Genomic DNA, 18688 nt, shown 5'->3' on the forward strand with positions numbered 1-18688 from the left:
CCGCAGATGTTAGGCGCAGCCGCGCGCAGCGCTACGCGGATGAACGCAGATGAACGGGGATGTTTTGTCATGGGTCTTTTTTGGAATGACCCATGAATAGGTGTCTATTTGTTTAGTAATGGACGCAAACCATTGACACCGGCAACTACACTAGAACCGTTATTTACAACAGTTGCGGCAAGCGGGTTGAGGCCAATGGTACCGGCCAAAACTAAACCGGCTAAATTTGGAATGGCGACAATGCCGGTGTTTTGACGAATTAATGCCATTGATTGACGGGCTAAGTTAATTGCTTCGACTAAACCACGCAAATCATTTGTCATCAATACTACGTCTGCGGTTTCTCGCGCTACATCCGAACCGTCACCAAAAGAAATCGATAGATCGGCATAAGCTAACGCTGCTGAGTCGTTAATTCCATCGCCAATAAAGGCTACGGTACGACCGGCATTATGCAATTCTTGAACGACTGTTGCTTTTGTTTCGGGGAATGCTTCGGCGTGAATATTTTTTTCGGAAATATTCAACTCCGCAGCTACCGATTTTGCACGAGTCCAGTTATCACCGGTGAGAATGTGCAATTCCATTCCCATCTGATTTTGCAATTGGTCAATTACTTCGGATGTTTCTTTCCGCAGCGGATCTGTGTATTGCAAAACACCGCGCAAATGTCCATCACTGGCGACATAAATTAACGAACCGGCTTGCAATTCTGGGTGCTCTTCATACAAGCAATTTAAGTCTATGCCGTTTTGTTTGAGGTACCGTTTACTACCTACTAAAACAGTTTGACCATCAATTTCTGCTTTGACTCCTAAACCAACTTCATAACTCCATTCTCCCCGCGCCAACAGATCCACGCCACGCTGTTCTGCATAGCGTACCACCGCTGAGGCGACGGGGTGAGTGAGGCGTTGTTCAGCCGCCGCTGCTAGTTCCACCACGCGATCTGCTGTCATACCATTAACGGTTTTAACGGCTATGACTTCCATATCGCCTTTGGTGAGGGTGCCGGTTTTATCGAATACAAAAGTATCAACTTGACCAAACAATTCTAAAGCGCGACCGGAACGAATCAAAATCCCCCGCCGCGCCGCTGCTGTCAAGGCTGCAAGCACGGTAGTAGGAACGGAAACGCGAATGCCGGTGGCAAAGTCGAGGGTGAGAACAGACGCGGCGCGGGCTAAGTTTCGGGTGACACCAAACACAACACCGGCTAACAAAATTGTCGGAATAACGGCCCGATCTGCTATTTTTGCCGCGTAGTTTTCAATTCTTGTATCATGCACCGGCGCTTCTTGAATTAATTGGATACTGCGACCGGCCCGTGTTTCATTCCCTACTCGTTCGGCAACAATATAAATTTGCCCTTCTCGTACCAAAGTTGAAGCATAAACTTCATCCCCTGGTTGTTTAATTACCGGCATTGATTCGCCAGTAAGTTTTTGTTGGTCAACGGTTGCTGAACCTCGCAAAACGGTTCCATCTACCGGTATTTGTTCACCCGGATAAACAATTACTGTGTCTCCGTGTTCAACTTCTTGGATAGGAATTTCTACTTTTTCGCCATCGCGTTCTACCCAAACTTTATCAGCTAGGGTGTCTAATAAATCCAGTGTTTGACGTTTAGAAGACCGCGCTGTGCGTTCCCGAATGGCATCTCCAACTTCAATTAAACATAGCATGAGGGCCGGTGTTAAAAATTGCCCTTGCAGTGTTGTAATCAAAATCGCTGAAAAATCCAAAAAGTCGATATTGAGTTTGCGTTCGTTGCGGAGGCTTTCCCAAGCACGTTTAGCCACCGGCATTGCTGTCATGGCAATGGTTCCACCGACTAAAGCTGCGGGAACCGGCAACCCAAATGGCCCACTTAAAACTGCCAGTGTTGTTGCCAAAACCGGCAATTTCATCCCCCCCCAAGCGTTGTTTTCTTCTGGTTCTTCGGCTTCTTTTTTGCCTTTTTTTTCTATGGGAATAATGGCACTGGCTGCAAGCTGTATCAATGTTTCAAGATGCGTTTTTAGGTCGGCTGCCGAAATTTCGCTGACATTATAGCTAATGGCAATTGAACCGGCAGATCGCTTAATAATGACATTTGTTACACCGGCTGTTGCTCTTGCTAATACTTCCAGACTTTGAGCGTATTCGGCATCTTTGATTAATGCTGGTACGCGATATCTTACCCGTCCGGGGGTAGCATGAACGAGGCTGGCTTCTATTGTTGGCCGCTTGGCTTTTTCGGGATTATTTGTTTTTATAGTGCTGCGGTTATGTGTAGCTTTTAGAGAAGATTTTTGTGTTTCTTCTGTTGCGATTTCGATATTTGTTTGTGTTGCCAATGCCATTAGTTTTGCCATTTCTTTAACTCATAATGCTCCGTACTAGGGTTTGCTTTTTCCGTTTGGGGGTCGGAAAACCCCCAGGTTCGGTATCGTTTTATACCTAACCTGCTCTTAATCTACTTTTTACTTCCGGGCCTTTTGTTCTATCCAAAGAGTGAATTTGGGTAGCTATTTTGATAAAAAGCCTTTTGTAAATGCTGTGTCAAAAGGGTTTTGTCCGTTTCTCCGCCTGATGTTTTTAACAATATCACGTTTTTACTGTTACAAACGGGCGAGGAAGGCAAGACACATTTTGATGGCGGGGGGTTTGTACTGTCCCCAGAAGCCGGTGGCTTGTTCGGGGGTGGGCACTCCTCCATCGCCTCTACCAGAGCGGGCGATCACAGGCGAGACTTTTATGCCACTCTTGGCGTCGCCCCTAGAGTCGGGGGTGGGCACCTCTGCATTGCCCCTAGAGTCGGGGGCGACGGGTGTGGGGTGTATAGCTTCCTCTATCAGGGCTTTGATCTGTTCAAGGGAACTGATGCGGCGGTTGTAGAGTACGACTAAGGAAGCGTTGCTGCGGTTGATGCGGACGCCTGTGATGGCGGGAATGTCTCGGACTGTGCGTTCGAGCCGGCGGGCATACACTTCATCTTCTACCAATCGCTTGATTTCGTAGCGTAGGCGTCCGGGCACGCTGTGGGCTAGGCGATATTCGGGGCTTGGGGTGTGGGGAGTTTCGGTTTCGCTATAGTCTTCTAATACTTGTTTGGTTGTACCGGCTGCTAATAAGTAAAATGGCAGCGCCGGCAGGCCGGTGATTCCTAGCTGCTGGGTTAAAAGCATTCCCACCATATAAGGAATAACTGTATCTAGCTGCGATGCTGAACTAAGGGCACGGGTGGCTGCTTCTAGGGGCTCGCTTAAGGGTAATGCCGGTGTGTGGTGAGCATCTTCTACTCCCATTGTTTGTAAGATTAAGAGCAAAGTTTGCAAGGGCAAAACTTTCTCGTCAAACAAAATTAGGGCGCTTTTGCTTTGGGGGTTGATTTCAATTTTTTTGATGCCTTTTTGTTGCTCTAGCTGTTTGCTTAAATATTGCAACGTTTGCGGGCTTTTGTGTGGTGTCTGAGTTATTTGCGCTTTCCTTAAGCAAGATAGACGCACTCGCCCAGGAATAGCGTGGACAATTTCAACGCCGCTGATCGGGCATTGAATACTGATTTCTGGCATGATTTCTCTATGAAATTGGGATGTACAGCCTTGCTTTGTATGGCAAGGGTTAATGATTTGGATGATGTTTTTTTTGCAATGAGGTTTCGTCGCACCGGCAGTACCGGCTCTCCGCAATCACATCATCTTCTCATCGGCACCAGGTACAGGCCGGTGCGGCATCGTAAGCTGTAGCTACGGTTGTTATTTATTTTTTGTGTAACTGACACAACAGAAGCATAGTGCATCATAAGAGTTGCCCCCTCCTTACCCCCAGGTTGAGATTAAGAGTTGAAAGCAGCCTCCCCATGCGGGATTACCACTGCCGGCCAGCGTTTCTTTTTTGAAGAATTGCAGCGGCTTTTGGCTTACCCCCCTCAGTCTTTGTTGAGGGCAATAGCAGGTTAAGCTTTTGGTTAAGACAAGGTTAATATAACACGAAATCTGGTTTAAGCAAGGGGTTTTAGAAAGTTTTTTGTTTTTTTGATGGGGCCAAAGGTTTGAAATGTTTGCTGTGTTTTGATTTGGGGTTTTTTGAGGTATTTTAAGTTTGCTAAACATTTGTATTGTGCATTACATTGAAGATTTTTTTGACACATAAGGAAGGCAGGGGAAAACACAGAGGAAAAAGGGAGGTTGTGTTTCTCTGTGTTTAAAACTGTGGTTGTTAGTTTTGCTGGGTGGAGGTTGGTTGCCAGATTTTAATGGTGTTATCTGCGCTACAACTAACGATGATGTTTTGGGCTGCAATGGCGACGGAGTACACGGAGTCTGTATGGCCGGTTAGGGTGTGAGAATTTTCTGGGTTGTTGAGATTCCATATTTTGATGGTTTTGTCTTGGGAGGCGCTGACTAATCTTTGTCCATCTGAACTGATGGCGACTGAGTAAACCGGCCCATTATGTCCGTTTAATGTTGTTATGAGTTTGCCGGTTTGTAGTTGCCAAATTTTTAGGGTTTTGTCGGCGCTTCCACTCACTAAAATTTCTCCTTTTGGGCAAATGGCTGTGCAATAAACCGGCCCGTTATGACTGCGTAATGTTCGCAGTAAAGTTTCGGTTTCGAGATGCCATATTTTGAGGGTTTTGTCTTCGCTGGCGGAAGCTAAAAGTTTGCCGGTGGGGCTGATGGCGAGGCTATAAACCCATTCTTTATGTCCGAATAAAGTTTTGGTTGGATCGCCGGTTTGCAGGTTCCAGATTTTGATTTTATGGGAACCGCTGGCTAGGGTTTGTTGATCGGGGCTGAGGGCTAGGGCGTGTATTGATTTTTTGTGTCCAAATAGGGTGCGTATTAGTTCGCCGGTTTCGAGGTTCCAGAGTTTTATGTTGCTTCTTTGTTCGGTGGTATCGCTGCTTACTAATGTTTTTCCGTCTCCACTTATGGCGAGGGTGAGAACGGGGCCGGTGTGGCCGGTTAGTTGAGTTTTAAGGGTGCCGGTTTCTACTTCCCAGAGTCCAATTTTGTTTTTCTCGCTTCCTGCGGCGATTAATTTTCCGTCGGCACTAATTGCTATTTGTGATGATTGGCAACTAATTGCTTTTAAAGTATAAGCTGTTTCATAGTTTTTTGGGATTTCTGTTTGGACTGATTGTTCGGGGGTTTTTAAGATATTTTCAATTTCTTTGAGGCTTGCTTCTTCTCCTAAAATTATTAAACAATCTTTGATTTGTTCAAGTAAAGATCGGTCTGCTTGCAGTAGGCTAAGGGGGGTTTGAGAAAAATCTAAATTTTGGATTTCATCAGAGGAAAATTTATGCTGTAGCCAAGCTAATAAGGCGTAATTTATTTGTTGTTTTGCCCACGTTTTGTCGGGTAGTTGGGTGAGGCTTGTGGCAAGTTTTACAGCCATTTCTGGGATTTTGCTAGGATCAGGAAGGGTTTGTAATATGCTTTGATAGCTGAAAACTGCGGCTTCTGTGAGCTTTTCCATTAACTCTTGGTCTGTGGCTTGTTGGATGAGTTGGGGTAAAAGTTCTGGGAGTTTTGGCGCTATTTGTCTGTCGGCAAGATGATGTATGTCTGCCATCCAACCGGCTACTATGCAATGAGAGGTAATTAATAGTTGGTTGATGGGTTCAAAGTCTTTGTTGGTGATTTTGTAGGGAAATTGTAAATCACTGGTATCAATGCCGGCGGCGTTTAATTCTTCTTCTTCTTGTAATATTTTTAGATTAATTTCGTTTTCGCCTCCGAGAATTTCAATTTCTTGGGGTGTTTTGCCAAGGTCGATGAGTTTGGCGCGGGTTTGTTGCCATTTTTTGGCGCGGGTTTTAACGCTTTCATATACAATGCTGCGGTAGGGAAGTTTGAAGAGGGTTTGATAGGTGTAGGTGTGTTGATTGTTTCCCCAGTATGCTAGGCGAAAAATGAGAAAATCACCGTCTATTTCTGATTCTAATATTAAGGTTGGTTCGCTGGAGAGGTGGCTATATAGGGCTTTGATGCCGGCTTCGCTGTGAAAGTTTTTGTTTTGCCAAATGTCTCCTAAAAATTCGACGGGCCGGTTTTGGCTTTGCAGGGGGTAGTTTTGGCTGAGAAATTCTCGGAGTCCTTGGGCGAGTTTTATTTCTATTTCGGGTAGGTTTGGAGGTTGGTTGTTTGTTGTCAGGCTGGCTCTTAAGGTTTGGGTGTCGGGTGGGGCGATGATAATTCGCAAAGGTATGGGTGCGGTGCCGGTGTGTGTATTTAAGATTTGGGAGGGTAATAATCGCAGGGGCCAGTTCTGGACTATTTTTTCTATTTCTGGCAGTTTTAAGCTGGTTTCTTTGCGTTCATCGGCTAGTTTTAGTTGGGTTTCTCGGTTATAAATTGCGAGTTCTTTTTGGAGGTTTTTTTGTTGATTTATTTGCCACGCATAAAAATCGAGGTTGTTTTGTTGAGTTCCTGGGTTTAATCTTTGGAAAAGTTGGGAAATGTTGCCGCTGTTTTCTACTGCGAGTTTTAGGATTTTTTCGGCGGGGTGGCTGTCTATTTGTATGGCTGTTTGTTGGCGGCTATTTTCCGCATAATCGAGCATTAAATGTGCTCCTTTTTGTTTGGGATCTAGGGCGATTTGTATGCCATTGAGGGGATGTCCTGAGCGTACATACATGAGGGTGTTGAACATGGGAATGGCATACTCAATTAGTAGTTTAAGTAGTTGCTCCATAAATACCTTTGTTGTTTATGAGTTTATAAGAAGGGTTGGGAACGCCTATCGCAGGCGGGACGCCTGCGCCACTGACTTTGTATTGCAGGCTACATTTTGTGTCTTATTTATAATTGTCCCTAAAATAGGACTTGTTTTGCTGTTGTCTCTGTACCTCCGCTTGCTACAAAATCGGCTTTTGTAATCAGAGTTATTCTATTTACGCTTTCCTTATTGCAACTAAGTATCAATAGGTTTTTTATATTGTAACTGTTTATTGCAATGGCGGTTTTTCCCGATTTGGGGCTGTAAAAGCCGATTACATAAATATTGCAGCCGAGTCAACTTGTTGCAATAAATCTTTATTTTTTTGGGTTTTGCTTGAGATTATAGGTTTTGTGGGGGATGAGTAAGAAATTTTCTAAACTAACTATTGACATTATTTATCAATAATTTTAGAGTGATGTCTAAGTTATTGTTGCTAAGGTGTTGCGGGAGGCAAAAACCCGGATCGGTGGTTTGCTCAAGTTTGCAGGCTGCCGGTGGCTTGATGCTGACTAGAAATTTTAGCAACAAGGCCAGCTTTTTTAATGACATGATGGCGGAGTAGGGATATGGGTGTTTTATGTTCTGCACAATCGAGAGTTAATCAGAAGGGGGCTTTTTCTGGGGTTGCTTCAACTTTAAGTTCTGGCCGGCTGCCTTCTACGTTTGCGGTTGGAGATGTGATTCCGCTATGGCCAGAGGTGGTTTGGAAAATTGAACGGGGTGCTGTGAGGGCTGTGACTTGGAGTGAGGAGGGGAGGCCAGTGATTTTAGGATATTGGGGTGTTGGGGATATTGTGTCTGGGTTTTTGTTGCCGGTTGAACCTTGCCAGGTTGAGTGTGTGAAGGCGACAGAGTTAAGTCGGGTGCCTTTAAATTTGATGGAGAGAGGTTCGGAGGCGATGATTTTGCAACTAAAGCAGGCGCAAGAATTGTTGGCGATTGTGCGTTGTGAGCGAGCTTATTTAAGGTTGTTAAATTTTTTAATTTGGTTGGCTAAAAAGTTTGGCGAGGAAGTGGAAACTGGCCGGCAGATTGAGTTAAGGCTAACGCATCAAGAAATTGCCGAGGCGATTGGGATGGCGCGGGTAACTGTAACGAGATTGTTACAAAAGTTTGAGCGGGAAGGGATTATTTGCCGGCCACAGGGAAAAACGATTGTTTTAAAACAAATGTAAAAAGGAATTTTTAGTAATTGTTTAGGGGTCAGTTGTCAGTGGTAGATGCTGCTATGACTATTGACTATTGGCTATTGAAGGGTCACTAATCACCGGCATGGTAAGGTTAGTAATGCAAAGTATTCTCAATTATTGCCAGTTGTTGAAAATTAATCGAAAAAATAGCTATGATTGTCAATAAATCGACTTTTTTGGGAAGAGGGTTATGGCTCTGTACACAGCAACTTCACTAAAGGCCGAACTCAATGCTCGTGGGTGGCGCCTGACTCCGCAGCGGGAAACGATTTTGCACGTTTTCCAAAATCTTCCCAGGGGAAATCATTTGAGTGCGGAGGATTTGTACAATGTTCTTCACCAACGTGGTGAAGCTATTAGCTTATCTACGATTTACCGAACGCTAAAGCTGATGGCTAGAATGGGTTTGTTGCGTGAGTTGGAGTTGGCTGAAGGTCACAAGCATTATGAATTGAATCAACCCTACCCCCACCACCACCATCATCTTGTTTGCATTCAATGCAATAAGACGATTGAGTTTAAAAATGATTCAATTTTAAAAAGTGGCTTGAAACAGGCAGAAAAAACGGGTCTGCAAATGATTGATTGCCAGCTTACGATTCACACTATTTGTCCTGAAGCTTTGCGTTTGGGATGGCCGTCTATGCTTCCTAGTAATTGGTGTTGTCCGCGTTCTCAAATGGCTCTTCCTTCTTCGGAAGAGGAATTTCATAATCATATCGAAGATGCAGGAGTCTAGTGTTTTTGAGTTTTTAAAAACCCGATTCTTACTAGGGATCGGGTTTTTAAGTTTTTAGGTTTTAGATTTTTTGGTTAAATTTCGCGGACTTTTGGCTGTCCGTCTATTATTTCTCCTACGAGGATAACATCAGCAACTCCTACAAATAGGCCGTTTTCTAATACGCCGGGAATGTTGTTTAGGGTTTTTTCTAGTTCGGCGGGGTTTTCGATGTTGTCGAATTTTACATCAATTACAAAGTTTCCTTGATCGGTGATAACTGGGCCGGCTTTTTTGACTCCCATGCGGAGGGTTGGTTTTCCGCCGAGTTTTTCGATGGCGTTCATTACTGGGGTTTTTGCCATTGGAATAACTTCGACGGGTAAGAGGAAGGTTGAGCCGAGTTTTTCGACGAGTTTGGTACTGTCTACGACGACGATAAATTGTGTGGCGAGGCAGTCTACAATTTTCTCGCGGGTGTGTGCGGCGCCGCCTCCTTTGATGAGGTTTTTGTTGGGATCTACTTCGTCTGCGCCATCGATGGCGATGTCGATATGATCAATGTCGTCGAGGGTGGTGAGGGGGATGTTGTATTGTTTGGCTAAGACTTCGGCTTGAAATGAGGTGGGGACGCCTTTGATGTCTTTGAGTTCGCCTTTGGCTATGCGTTCTCCGATGTATTGTAGGGCGTAGGCGGTGGTGGAGCCGGTGCCTAGTCCAACAATTGTACCGGATTGCACGCGGTCAGCGGCGGCTTTGCCGACTTGTTGTTTCATTATTTTGGCTGTATCTTGTTCGCTCACGCAGGTTTTCTCCTTTGGTTTTTAAGGTAGCAGCAGGTTGGATGGTTGAGGCTGCATGAGATAGTTTACTATGCCGGTGTGTTTAAAGGGACAAGTCCTGGGAAAAGCGGTTAAAATGTTTAGGTGAAAATTGTTTTTTTATTTCCCCTTATATGCCGAACCCTGAGAAGCCGGTGCCGCAATTGAGCGGTTTTCAAAAGTTTTTTATAAGTTTGAAAGATACATTGATTGGTTATCGATATTTGGTTTTGACTGTTTTAAGTTTTTTGTTGGTTTTTCTTTTGGGTGAAGGTGATTTGCTGAGTTTGGCGAAGTTTGCGATTTCGCTGAGCTTTTCAGGTTTGATTGTAGGTTTGGTTTTGGAGGAGTTGTGGATTAATCGGTCTAAGTTTAATTTTGTTTTAGAGATTTATTTTAGTGGGTTTTTGGCTTATTTACGGGCGTTTTTAATTGCGGTGACGACGATTACTTTGGCTATTGGGGTTTATCCGTTTGTGCCGAAGTTTTTGCGGTGGGGGTGGGGGAGTTTAATTTCGAGTGGGCCGACTAATGTTTTACTACAGCCGTTTGATACGATGGAGAAGGTAGGGGCGGCGAGTGTGGCGCAGGGTTCGAGTGTGAATTGGGGTGCGGTTTTGATTGTTTTGTTTTGGGCGGTGTTGGTTTTTATTTTACCTTTTTGGGCGCAAACTGAGGAGTTAATTTTTCGTAAAGGTGTGAATTCTTGGGGTAAGATTTGTGTGAAGTCGCTTCAGTTTGGGTTGACTCATTTGATTGTGGGGATTCCGATTTATATGGGGTTTGTGTTGGCGGTGCCGGGATTTTTGTTTGCTTGGCGATATAAGTATGTGCATGATCGGTTTTTGAAAAAAATTGAAGATGATGAGTTAAAGGCGCAGGAGGCGGGGGTGGCTGCGAGTACGGCGGATCATGCGATTTATAATGCAATTTTGATTAGTCTGTTGGCGCTTTTGTTGTTGTTGGGAAGTTAGTAATTTCTCACGCCGTTAAGGGTTTATGGTAAGAGTATTGTGCCATATTGTAGAGAATCTACAAGGTTGTTAGATTTTAAAATTTACAGTAAATTTAGACAAACAACTTATCAATAAAAGGGTGCGAGAATGGCTTATGACAACGCCTGCAAATATCTCTCCGAAAGATATGCTTTGGAATTTGCCACATGGATACTAGGAGAAACTCCGCCATCGGTAGAAGTTCTGAAAACAGAACTCAGCATCGAACCAATTCGAGCCGACTACCTGACCTTTTTACGCACTCAACAGAGAATTTTACATTTAGAATTTGAGGTTGATGTGGAAGGTGATCCACCTTTACCGCTGCGAATGCTAGACTATTGGGTGAGACTCTACCGGCGCTATCGCCAACCCATCACCCAAACCCTCATTCTCCTAAAAGAAAGCGCAGCCAACAAACGATTAAAAAATCAATTTCGGCTGGAGGGAACACAACATCGCTATCAAATCATACGGCTCTGGGAATTAGATCCCACCCCATTTTTACAAAACCCGGCACTTTTACCCTTAGCTAGTTTATGTCGCACAAATTCAGGGGAAGACTTGCTAAATTTAATTGCTGAACAATTGGCTAAAATTGAACCAATCACAGAGCGGGGACAAATTACTGCCTGTACCAATATTTTAGCCGGTTTACGCTTTGACAAAAACTTGATAAATCGATTATTTCGGGAGGAAATTATGCGAGAATCAGCTACTTATCAAGATATCTTGCAAAAAGGTGTCCAACAAGGTCTTCAACAAGGTCTTCAACAAGGAATTCAACAAGGAATTCAACAAGGAATTCAAGAATCCTTAAAAACGTCTATTTATGAGGCTCTGCAAATGCGTTTTAATAGTGTTCCACCTGAAGTTAATCCAAAAGTTGAAGGCTTGACAATTGACAAATTACGACAATTATCAGTGCAAGCTTGGATGTGCGGAAGTTTAGATGAATTTTTCAATATTCTAAACAGCACCTTTTCAAATTAAACTCAGCTATCACTCAAAAAAAAGGCAAAAACCCAGAGAATAAGTTTTTGCCTTTTTTATTTTTACAACATAGGATAACTGCTCTTTAAACTTTCCCGCAGGCGCTTTTTAGCATAAACGTGAATCACCCCGATCATTACAACTATTAAACTCCCCAACAGCGACATAGCACTATTCAAAGGCAGATTATTCTTAAAAACAGCTAACAGCACAATCGCCACTAAAAAAACCGTTGGAACTTCATTTAAAATTCTGAATTGCTGACTTTTCCAAATGCAGTTATCTTTAGCTAATTGTTTCAGCAACCAACCACAATAAAAATGATAACCTATCAACCCGGAAACTAATACTAATTTTACCTGAAGCCATCCTTCTTTTATGACTTCTGGCTCAGTATAAATTATCCCTAACGCCATTGTTAGCGCCACCATCATTGCTGGCGTTGTTATCAAATTATAAAGGCGTTTTTCCATTATCTCATACTGTTGCTTAAGAATCCCGCGTGCCGGTTCTGGATGCTGCTCTGTTTCTGCATGATATACAAAAAGCCTCACCAAATAAAACAACCCCGAAAACCATACAACAATCCCAACAATATGAAACGTTTTCAACCATAAATAAGCCATTTTTTCTCCTTTCCAAAGCCGGCTTTTCCGAAAAACCGGCTGTCTTATCCTTCAAAAAATCCGTTTAAATCGTCCGAGAAAGCCGCTGCTCACCTCGTATCTCTGTATGAGCATCAAAAAGAAAAGCAATATTTCGGACTAGCAATCTTCCCAGAGGCGTAACTTCAAGGAGGTTAGGATATAACTTTACCAAACCATCTTTTTCTAAAGGCAAAATTGCCTCCAATTCAGCGGCAAAATAATTATCAAAATCAATGCCATACTTGAGTTCTATTTCTGACTTATCAAGCTGAAAATTAGACATGATTTGCATAATTACTTCCCGCCGCAGCATATCAGCACGACTGAGTTTTATTCCCTTACTCACCGGCAAACATCCCTCATCAATCGCTTGATAATAATCCTTCAAAGTTTTGTGGTTTTGGCTATAAGTATCTTCCAACATTCCAATCGCCGTAGCACCAAAACCAAATAACTCGGCCTCTGGTTGAGTTGTATAACCTTGAAAATTCCGCTTTAAAGCTTGATTTCTTTGAGCAACTGCCAATTCATCATTCGGTTTGGCAAAGTGATCCATCCCAATAAAAACATAACCATTATTTGTCAATTCTTCAATCGTCATTTGCCAAATTTTTAACTTCTCAGGTGCCGGTGGCAAAGCAGATTCAGGAATATTCTTTTGCACCGGCTTTATCCAAGGCACATAGGCAAAATTAAACACTGCAATTCGCGCCGGCTCTAACTGCAATGTCTTTTTCAACGTTTCCTTAAACGTCTCCAAAGTTTGAAAAGGCAACCCATAAATTAAATCGACATTAACACTCTCAAACCCCGCTTCTTTAATCCAACCCATTACTTCAAAAAGCATTTTTTCTGGTTGAACTCGATTCACCGCTTCTTGGACGATAAGATTAAAATCTTGAATGCCAAAACTGAGCCGGTTAAACCCTAAAGACTTCAGGAAAAAAATATAATTCCTGTCTACATAACGGGGATTAATCTCAATCGAAATTTCTGCATTATCCGCAAAGTTAAATTTATCATTAATCGCTTTCCAGAGAAACTGTACTTGCTCTATAGACAAATAATTTGGCGTTCCACCTCCCCAATGCAGTTGCACTACCTTTCGGTCTAAGTCTATCAAGCCAGCAGTCATTTCAATTTCTTTTGTTAAATATTGCAGGTATTTTTCGGCAATTTTTTTGTTATTAGAAACCACCACATTGCAGCCACAAAAATAACAAGCACTTTGACAAAAGGGAATATGAAAATAAAGCGAAAGCGGTGATTTCCGCTGATTAGAAGCAGCAATTGCCTCACGCCAATCTCTCTCAGAAAACTCTGCATTTAATTCGGTTGCCGGTGGATAACTCGTATATCTGGGAGCCGGATTATCATACTTTTTGATCAAATTCAAATCCCAGGTTACATTTTGCACAGAAAAAACCATTGATACCTCTCAAACTTTTTTCAACTATTTTTGACAACAAAATTTAGAGTGTCAGAAACCGGGTTTATTTATAAAAACCCGATTTCTTTGAGTTACACCGGCACCACAGAACGACACGCAAAACTATCCTCCAGTTCTCGCATCATTTTAATATTCAACTTAAAAGACACAATTGCCTCCGCCACAATCTTGTCTTCCATTTCTTCGGAAACCGCCAACTCATTTAATGCTTGGCGATAAATAGCCTTAAAAGCATTCGGATCAGCAATTTGCTCAAACTCATAAAAACAACTGCCTTCCTCTCCTGTTAAATTAAACACTGAGCGGACAATTCTTTTAAGACCTTGACCCCCTGAAAGATCGCCCATATAACGCGTATAAGCATGAGCAATTAATAGGGCCGGTTCTGAACCCGAAACTTCTCTTAAACGGGCTACAAAAGCTTGCACAGCCGGCCCAGGCGTAATTCGTGAGCGCCAATTTTCTCCAAAATAAAACGCCAAATCTTTCTCTAAATTTGCTTGACGATTCAGTTCAGGAAAATAAACCCCACCCACCAGAGGATTATCTTTGTGGAGTTTCAATTCTTCCTCAAGTTGGCTATAAATCCAATAAAAATTACTTAGTAATCTTGCAAACAAATCTCGCTCAATTTGGCCGGCCAAAAAGCGTTTCATAAATCCCGAATGTTCCGCATCCCCATGAGATTGCTGGATTCCATTTCGCAGTTTTATCGCTAAATTATTCATCATCAAATCCTCAATCTTTCATCCAAAAAGCTTTGCGCGACTTCCTCAAGCCACTTTTGGCCATCGGTGTCATGTTTTAGCCTTTAATCACTATATAGCGATTAAGCGTAGAGGAGTTTTTTCTTAAAAATTCTTAATAATGGGCTAATGGGTGGAGCCGGCATCTTGCCTGTAGGGGAGCCGGCATCTTGCCTGTAGGGGCGGGCAGGCGGGACGCCTGCGCCACTGGGGAATGGAGTCAAAGCCAAAAAAAGAACCCTTAAAACTCGAACTTGGGGTTAGTCTCGGATGGTACCATCAGGCATAATGGCACCTTGGAGATTAGCACCGGCAAGGATAGTTTTAGAAAGATCAGCGCCTTGTAAATTCGCTTTTGACAAATTCACCCCAGTGAGATCCGCATAACTCAAATCTGCACCTTGTAAACTGGCTTCGCTGAGATCCGCTTGATAGAATTTGTTATTTTTAAAACTTCCTAAAATTGCTCGGCAAAGTTTAACACCATCCAGATTTGCCCGCTGCAAAATCACCCCGCTTAAATTAGCATAGCTCAAATTTGCACCGCTTAAAATCGCTTCACTAAGATTTGTGTGCTGCTCGTAATTTGGGCGAAAATCAGCTTCAACAAGCAGAGCTTTTGAAAGCACAGCCCCTCCCAAATCACACCCACACAAACAGGCTTTAATAAGTTCTGTTTCTTCTAAATTTGCTTTAATTAACTTCGCTCCCGTCAAGTCAGCTTCTCGCAAATCAGCGTGACTCAAATTAGCATGACTGAGGTTTGTTCCCCAGAGGATTGTTTCGCTTAAATTTGCTTGGCTAAGATTCGCAAAAGAAAGATTAGCTTGTCCTAGGCGCGCTTCCCGCAAATCACTTTTGCTGAGATTGGCTTTACTGAGATTTGTGCTGACTAAATTGGCTTCCCGCAGACAAGCCTCCGCTAAGTTTATTTCAGGAAAACTTTGTTCGCCGGCTGCGTGTCGTTTCAAAAAATCATCTATATTCATGGGTTTTTAGTTTGTTTGTCTTCGGTATAATCAGGCAAGGTGGCGACACACCAAAGCGGGGAAATCTATTAAAGTAGCGATTTCAAAATATCATTTTTGGTGAGAGTTCGCCCCAGAAGTTGTCAAACCAAATAATACTATATTTATCAGGCGAGTGATAAATATACAACAAGCTCTGTAATAAATCGCTATAATTTGGCAAAAAAATTAAAAATTGAGGTAACTTTGCAGGTAATATCATTCACCGTTGCCTAATATTATCAAGAGCTTTATCTAATTTCGGTTTTTCAAAAGTAGCCCCGCTGGCAAAGAAAAACTCTGTCTGACTGGCCGCCGCTCCGGGGGTGGGGGTGTTTGAGGTATCCTTTGAAAGGAGACTCTGAGAGATCCGGAAATTTTGTTTCCGAACAGCCTAAAATGTAGGCGGCGCTTAGAGGAAGCCGGAAAACTGCCCCACTTGAGCCGGCCCGCTGTGGCGCGAAATGATTTAATGGCACTAAGACTCTCCCAACGCCTACCTGACTCTAAAAGTCTGGCTCATCAAAGCTCACATATTAGGAAAGAAAACAAAAATGTTGAAAAACCGAGAAGGAGAAAAAGTACCCAACGTTACCTTCAAGACTCGCAACGGCGGTCAGTGGGTTAATGTCACTTCTGACGATTTATTTGCCGGTAAAACAGTGGTTGTTTTTTCTTTACCAGGCGCTTTCACTCCAACTTGTTCTTCTACTCATGTTCCGGGGTACAACGAACTCGCCAAAATTTTCAAAGACAATGGCGTAGATGATATTATTTGCCTTTCGGTTAATGACCCTTTTGTAATGGAAGAGTGGAAGAAAACTCAAGCAGCCGACCGCGTTACTTTTATCCCCGATGGTAATGGAGAATTTACTGAAAAAATGGGGATGTTGGTTGATAAAGAAGATTTGGGGTTTGGCAAACGTTCGTGGCGCTATTCTATGCTGGTCAAAGATGGCGTCATCGACAAAATGTTTATTGAACCAGAAAAGCCAGGAGATCCGTTTGAAGTCTCCGATGCTGAAACAATGCTGAGCTACATTAATCCGACTGCTGCTAAACCTAAGCTGGTATCTTTGTTTACAAAACCGGGTTGTCCCTATTGCGCTCGTGCCAAAACTGCTCTCCAAGAGCGTAGTATTGAGTTTGAAGAAATTGTTCTCGGTAAAGAGATTAGCACTCGTTCTTTACGAGCGGTGACGGGGGCGACTACAGTACCGCAAGTTTTTATTGATGGTAAACAAATTGGCGGTTCGGAAGCACTCGACGAATACTTGAAATCTCACTCTTTATAAGTTTGTTTAAGCTGTTAGCCGCAAGGAGAGGATCTGCTCTTTTGCTGTGAAAACTGCTGGCGAGCAAGCGTTTTCTTGTTTTAGGGGGAATGTAAAGTTTTGTTACAAATAAAATTTCCCCCTTTTTTTTCGGAAGATATGCTATATTGAGTGGCGAGAGTAGAATTCGGTTGTAGCGTTTGTTTTTAGTATTGACAGGCATTTGGCTTTTAGTATTGGCAGGCTTCTCTCCGAAATCTCACCAATCCCACCTTTCTGATTTTGGAGACGAGTTATGTCGATTTATGTAGGCAATCTTTCTTATCAAGTTACCCAAGAAGACTTGAGCGCAGTATTTGCCGAATATGGAACAGTTAAGCGGGTTCAGCTTCCCACAGACCGCGAAACGGGCCGCTTGCGTGGCTTTGCTTTTGTGGAAATGGATAGCGATGCCGAAGAAACCGCAGCGATTGAAGCTTTGGACGGCGCAGAATGGATGGGCCGTGACATGAAAGTGAACAAGGCCAAACCCCGTGAAGAGCGTGGTGGTGGTGGTGGTTATCGCGGCGGCGGTGGCGGCGGCGGTGGTGACCGTCGTGGTAACAACAATTTTTCTCGTCGTTACTAAGCTTTAAGGCTAAACCGTTAGCCCTTATAAATTTCTAAAAAGGTTCAGGCATGAATGCTTGAGCCTTTTTTCTATTTTTATGACGTTCCAACAGTCTCAACTCCATCGGCAATTTTACAAGCGATTTTGTTAAATGGATAGGTATGATTTGAGAAGTCAAAGCGGGACAAGGTATTTCAAATTAATTTAAGGACTTTTAAGTTATGCAATTTATACCGCTAATTTTTCCTTTAGTATGGCTCACCGGCCTGCTATCGTTAGCAGTTTTGGGGGGAGGAATTTACATTGTCTATAAATGGTACAGCGGCGAACTGGATGGTTATGGTTATTTAGTGGCTGGTTTGCTAATGATCTTGTGGTCTGTGGCCGGTCGTTTTTTCAGCTTGCCCTTGCTGCGGCGATGGGGTGTGAACGAACCCAAACCCATGCGTACAGGAACAGTGCGCCGCATAGCCCGCCCGGATGGTAGTGAACTGCACATAGAATTGTATGGCCCAGAAGACGGCCAACCGCTGATTTTGATACATGGTTGGGGGCCAAATAGCACAGTTTGGTATTATGCAAAACGGCAACTGAGCGACCGCTACCGGGTGATTGTTTGGGATCTGCCTGGTTTAGGGAAATCAAAACGCCCGAAAAATAACGATTATTCCTTAGAAAAATATGCCGGTGATTTAGAGGCGGTTCTTGGCCTTACGGGAGATAAACCGGCCATTGTTTTAGGACATAGTATGGGGGGAATGATTGCCTTAACATTTTGCCGGTTATTTCCTCAATATTTAGGGACGAAATTAGCAAAATTAATTCTTGTAGATACAAGTTATATCAATCCAGTAAAGACCTCTATTTTAAGTGGTTTATTACAAGTTTTGCAAAAACCAGTGCTGGAACCAATGCTTTATCTGACGATATTTTTGTCACCGCTTTTATGGTTGCTGACGTGGTTAAGCTATTTCAACGGTTCGCTATATTTGACTGTAGAATTGTCTGGTTACACCGGCAAAGAAACGCGAGGTCAATTAGATTTTTCCGCCTACTTATCTGCTTTGGGTGAACCCGGAGTTTTAGCAAGGGGAACTCTGGCGATGTTGAAATTAGAAGAAAGTGCCACCTTAAAAGCGATTAATATTCCTGTGTTGCTGGTAACAGGCGCTTCAGATATTGCAATTGTTCCTGAAACTAGCTGGCGAATGAAAGCTCTTTTACCGCAAGCAGAAATCGTCACTTTAAAACCAGGGGGACACATGGCTTTGATGGAGTTAAATGAGGAGTTTTCTCGTGCAGTTAGTGGGTTTATTGAAGGGTAGGGCTGAGATTATTAAGTTTATTGGGTATGCTTAAGCTGGGTTGAATGTAAAATTTTTAGGTGAGATATTTTAGCCCATTGGTATTAGTTTATTTGGGACTAGCGCACTGTCAAAATAATTTTTGGCTTTTGAAAGGGTGGAATTAGGGGCCGGTTAAAAAAAATCGCTTTCTAAAGCCATCCTATAAAAGCCAATTGC

At 43.1% G+C, this 18688-nt stretch carries 16 protein-coding genes; 8 read left to right on the forward strand and 8 right to left on the reverse strand.

Going from position 1 to position 18688, the window contains the following annotated elements; all coding sequences use genetic code 11:
• Positions 1–104: 104 nt before the first annotated feature.
• Both NG798_RS19160 and NG798_RS19165 read right to left on the reverse strand, forming a co-directional pair.
• Positions 105–2357, reverse strand: a complete 2253-nt coding sequence (locus NG798_RS19160) for a heavy metal translocating P-type ATPase (protein ID WP_261225308.1) — start codon at positions 2355–2357, stop codon at positions 105–107.
• Between the two features lie 246 nt (positions 2358–2603).
• Positions 2604–3557 carry an HMA2 domain-containing protein gene (locus NG798_RS19165; RefSeq protein WP_261225309.1) on the reverse strand — a complete coding sequence of 318 codons (954 nt, stop codon included), beginning with the start codon at positions 3555–3557 and terminating at the stop codon, positions 2604–2606.
• A 9-nt stretch (positions 3558–3566) separates the two neighbouring features.
• On the opposite strand from NG798_RS19165, the gene NG798_RS19170 reads away from it, so the two are divergent.
• Positions 3567–3731, forward strand: a complete 165-nt coding sequence (locus tag NG798_RS19170) for a hypothetical protein (protein ID WP_261225310.1) — start codon at positions 3567–3569, stop codon at positions 3729–3731.
• A 472-nt stretch (positions 3732–4203) separates the two neighbouring features.
• Here NG798_RS19170 and NG798_RS19175 read toward each other — a convergent pair whose 3' ends face one another.
• Positions 4204–6687 carry a WD40 repeat domain-containing protein gene (locus tag NG798_RS19175; protein WP_261225311.1) on the reverse strand — a complete coding sequence of 828 codons (2484 nt, stop codon included), beginning with the start codon at positions 6685–6687 and terminating at the stop codon, positions 4204–4206.
• 593 nt (positions 6688–7280) lie between these two features.
• Here NG798_RS19175 and NG798_RS19180 point away from each other — a divergent pair.
• Entirely contained in the window at positions 7281–7889 is a 609-nt protein-coding gene (locus NG798_RS19180; RefSeq protein ID WP_261225312.1) for a Crp/Fnr family transcriptional regulator, read from the forward strand.
• Positions 7890–8094: 205 nt separating this feature from the next.
• Positions 8095–8643, forward strand: coding sequence for a transcriptional repressor (locus tag NG798_RS19185; RefSeq protein WP_261225313.1), 549 nt, complete (start codon positions 8095–8097; stop codon positions 8641–8643).
• Positions 8644–8717: 74 nt separating this feature from the next.
• Here NG798_RS19185 and rpiA read toward each other — a convergent pair whose 3' ends face one another.
• Positions 8718–9398: a ribose-5-phosphate isomerase RpiA gene (rpiA, locus tag NG798_RS19190; protein ID WP_261225334.1), complete on the reverse strand. Its 681-nt coding sequence runs from the start codon at positions 9396–9398 to the stop codon at positions 8718–8720.
• Between the two features lie 239 nt (positions 9399–9637).
• Between rpiA and NG798_RS19195 the strand changes: the two genes are divergently transcribed.
• Both NG798_RS19195 and NG798_RS19200 read left to right on the forward strand, forming a co-directional pair.
• Positions 9638–10417 (forward strand): hypothetical protein, encoded by a 780-nt coding sequence (locus NG798_RS19195; protein WP_261225314.1) that lies wholly within the window; start codon positions 9638–9640, stop codon positions 10415–10417.
• A gap of 129 nt (positions 10418–10546) precedes the next feature.
• Entirely contained in the window at positions 10547–11431 is an 885-nt protein-coding gene (locus NG798_RS19200) for a hypothetical protein (RefSeq protein ID WP_261225315.1), read from the forward strand.
• A gap of 62 nt (positions 11432–11493) precedes the next feature.
• On the opposite strand, the gene hemJ is transcribed toward NG798_RS19200, so the two are convergent.
• The 4 genes from hemJ to hetL form a co-directional block, all read right to left on the reverse strand.
• Positions 11494–12057 (reverse strand): protoporphyrinogen oxidase HemJ, encoded by a 564-nt coding sequence (gene hemJ, locus NG798_RS19205; protein WP_261225316.1) that lies wholly within the window; start codon positions 12055–12057, stop codon positions 11494–11496.
• A gap of 64 nt (positions 12058–12121) precedes the next feature.
• On the reverse strand, positions 12122–13507 hold the full coding sequence (gene hemN / locus NG798_RS19210) for an oxygen-independent coproporphyrinogen III oxidase (RefSeq protein WP_261225317.1): 1386 nt from the start codon (positions 13505–13507) through the stop codon (positions 12122–12124).
• A 92-nt stretch (positions 13508–13599) separates the two neighbouring features.
• A complete protein-coding gene (locus NG798_RS19215; RefSeq protein WP_261225318.1) occupies positions 13600–14259 on the reverse strand; it encodes a heme oxygenase (biliverdin-producing) in 660 nt (219 codons plus the stop codon).
• Between the two features lie 275 nt (positions 14260–14534).
• On the reverse strand, positions 14535–15263 hold the full coding sequence (gene hetL / locus NG798_RS19220) for a heterocyst differentiation pentapeptide repeat protein HetL (protein WP_261225319.1): 729 nt from the start codon (positions 15261–15263) through the stop codon (positions 14535–14537).
• A 572-nt stretch (positions 15264–15835) separates the two neighbouring features.
• Here hetL and NG798_RS19225 point away from each other — a divergent pair.
• From NG798_RS19225 to NG798_RS19235, 3 genes are all read left to right on the forward strand, one after another.
• Positions 15836–16576 (forward strand): glutathione peroxidase, encoded by a 741-nt coding sequence (locus tag NG798_RS19225; protein ID WP_261225320.1) that lies wholly within the window; start codon positions 15836–15838, stop codon positions 16574–16576.
• 274 nt (positions 16577–16850) lie between these two features.
• The gene (locus NG798_RS19230; protein WP_261225321.1) at positions 16851–17183 is read left to right on the forward strand and encodes an RNA-binding protein; all 333 of its coding nucleotides are present in this window, start codon (positions 16851–16853) and stop codon (positions 17181–17183) included.
• A 203-nt stretch (positions 17184–17386) separates the two neighbouring features.
• Positions 17387–18490, forward strand: coding sequence for an alpha/beta fold hydrolase (locus NG798_RS19235; RefSeq protein WP_261225322.1), 1104 nt, complete (start codon positions 17387–17389; stop codon positions 18488–18490).
• The last annotated feature ends 198 nt before the right edge of the window (positions 18491–18688 follow it).

The organism is Ancylothrix sp. D3o, from assembly GCF_025370775.1.
Classification (GTDB): Bacteria; Cyanobacteriota; Cyanobacteriia; order Cyanobacteriales; family Oscillatoriaceae; genus Ancylothrix.

Excerpts from the sequence above, each read along its gene's own strand:
- rpiA (WP_261225334.1), bottom strand. The coding sequence starts at position 9,398 with ATGAAACAACAAGTCGGCAAAGCCGCCGCTGACCGCGTGCAATCCGGT.
- NG798_RS19170 (WP_261225310.1), top strand. The coding sequence starts at position 3,567 with ATGAAATTGGGATGTACAGCCTTGCTTTGTATGGCAAGGGTTAATGAT.
- NG798_RS19225 (WP_261225320.1), top strand. The coding sequence starts at position 15,836 with ATGTTGAAAAACCGAGAAGGAGAAAAAGTACCCAACGTTACCTTCAAG.
- NG798_RS19185 (WP_261225313.1), top strand. The coding sequence starts at position 8,095 with ATGGCTCTGTACACAGCAACTTCACTAAAGGCCGAACTCAATGCTCGT.
- NG798_RS19230 (WP_261225321.1), top strand. The coding sequence starts at position 16,851 with ATGTCGATTTATGTAGGCAATCTTTCTTATCAAGTTACCCAAGAAGAC.
- NG798_RS19215 (WP_261225318.1), bottom strand. The coding sequence starts at position 14,259 with ATGATGAATAATTTAGCGATAAAACTGCGAAATGGAATCCAGCAATCT.
- hemN (WP_261225317.1), bottom strand. The coding sequence starts at position 13,507 with ATGGTTTTTTCTGTGCAAAATGTAACCTGGGATTTGAATTTGATCAAA.
- NG798_RS19175 (WP_261225311.1), bottom strand. The coding sequence starts at position 6,687 with ATGGAGCAACTACTTAAACTACTAATTGAGTATGCCATTCCCATGTTC.
- hetL (WP_261225319.1), bottom strand. The coding sequence starts at position 15,263 with ATGAATATAGATGATTTTTTGAAACGACACGCAGCCGGCGAACAAAGT.
- NG798_RS19165 (WP_261225309.1), bottom strand. The coding sequence starts at position 3,557 with ATGCCAGAAATCAGTATTCAATGCCCGATCAGCGGCGTTGAAATTGTC.
- NG798_RS19235 (WP_261225322.1), top strand. The coding sequence starts at position 17,387 with ATGCAATTTATACCGCTAATTTTTCCTTTAGTATGGCTCACCGGCCTG.
- hemJ (WP_261225316.1), bottom strand. The coding sequence starts at position 12,057 with ATGGCTTATTTATGGTTGAAAACGTTTCATATTGTTGGGATTGTTGTA.
- NG798_RS19180 (WP_261225312.1), top strand. The coding sequence starts at position 7,281 with ATGGGTGTTTTATGTTCTGCACAATCGAGAGTTAATCAGAAGGGGGCT.
- NG798_RS19200 (WP_261225315.1), top strand. The coding sequence starts at position 10,547 with ATGGCTTATGACAACGCCTGCAAATATCTCTCCGAAAGATATGCTTTG.
- NG798_RS19160 (WP_261225308.1), bottom strand. The coding sequence starts at position 2,357 with ATGGCAAAACTAATGGCATTGGCAACACAAACAAATATCGAAATCGCA.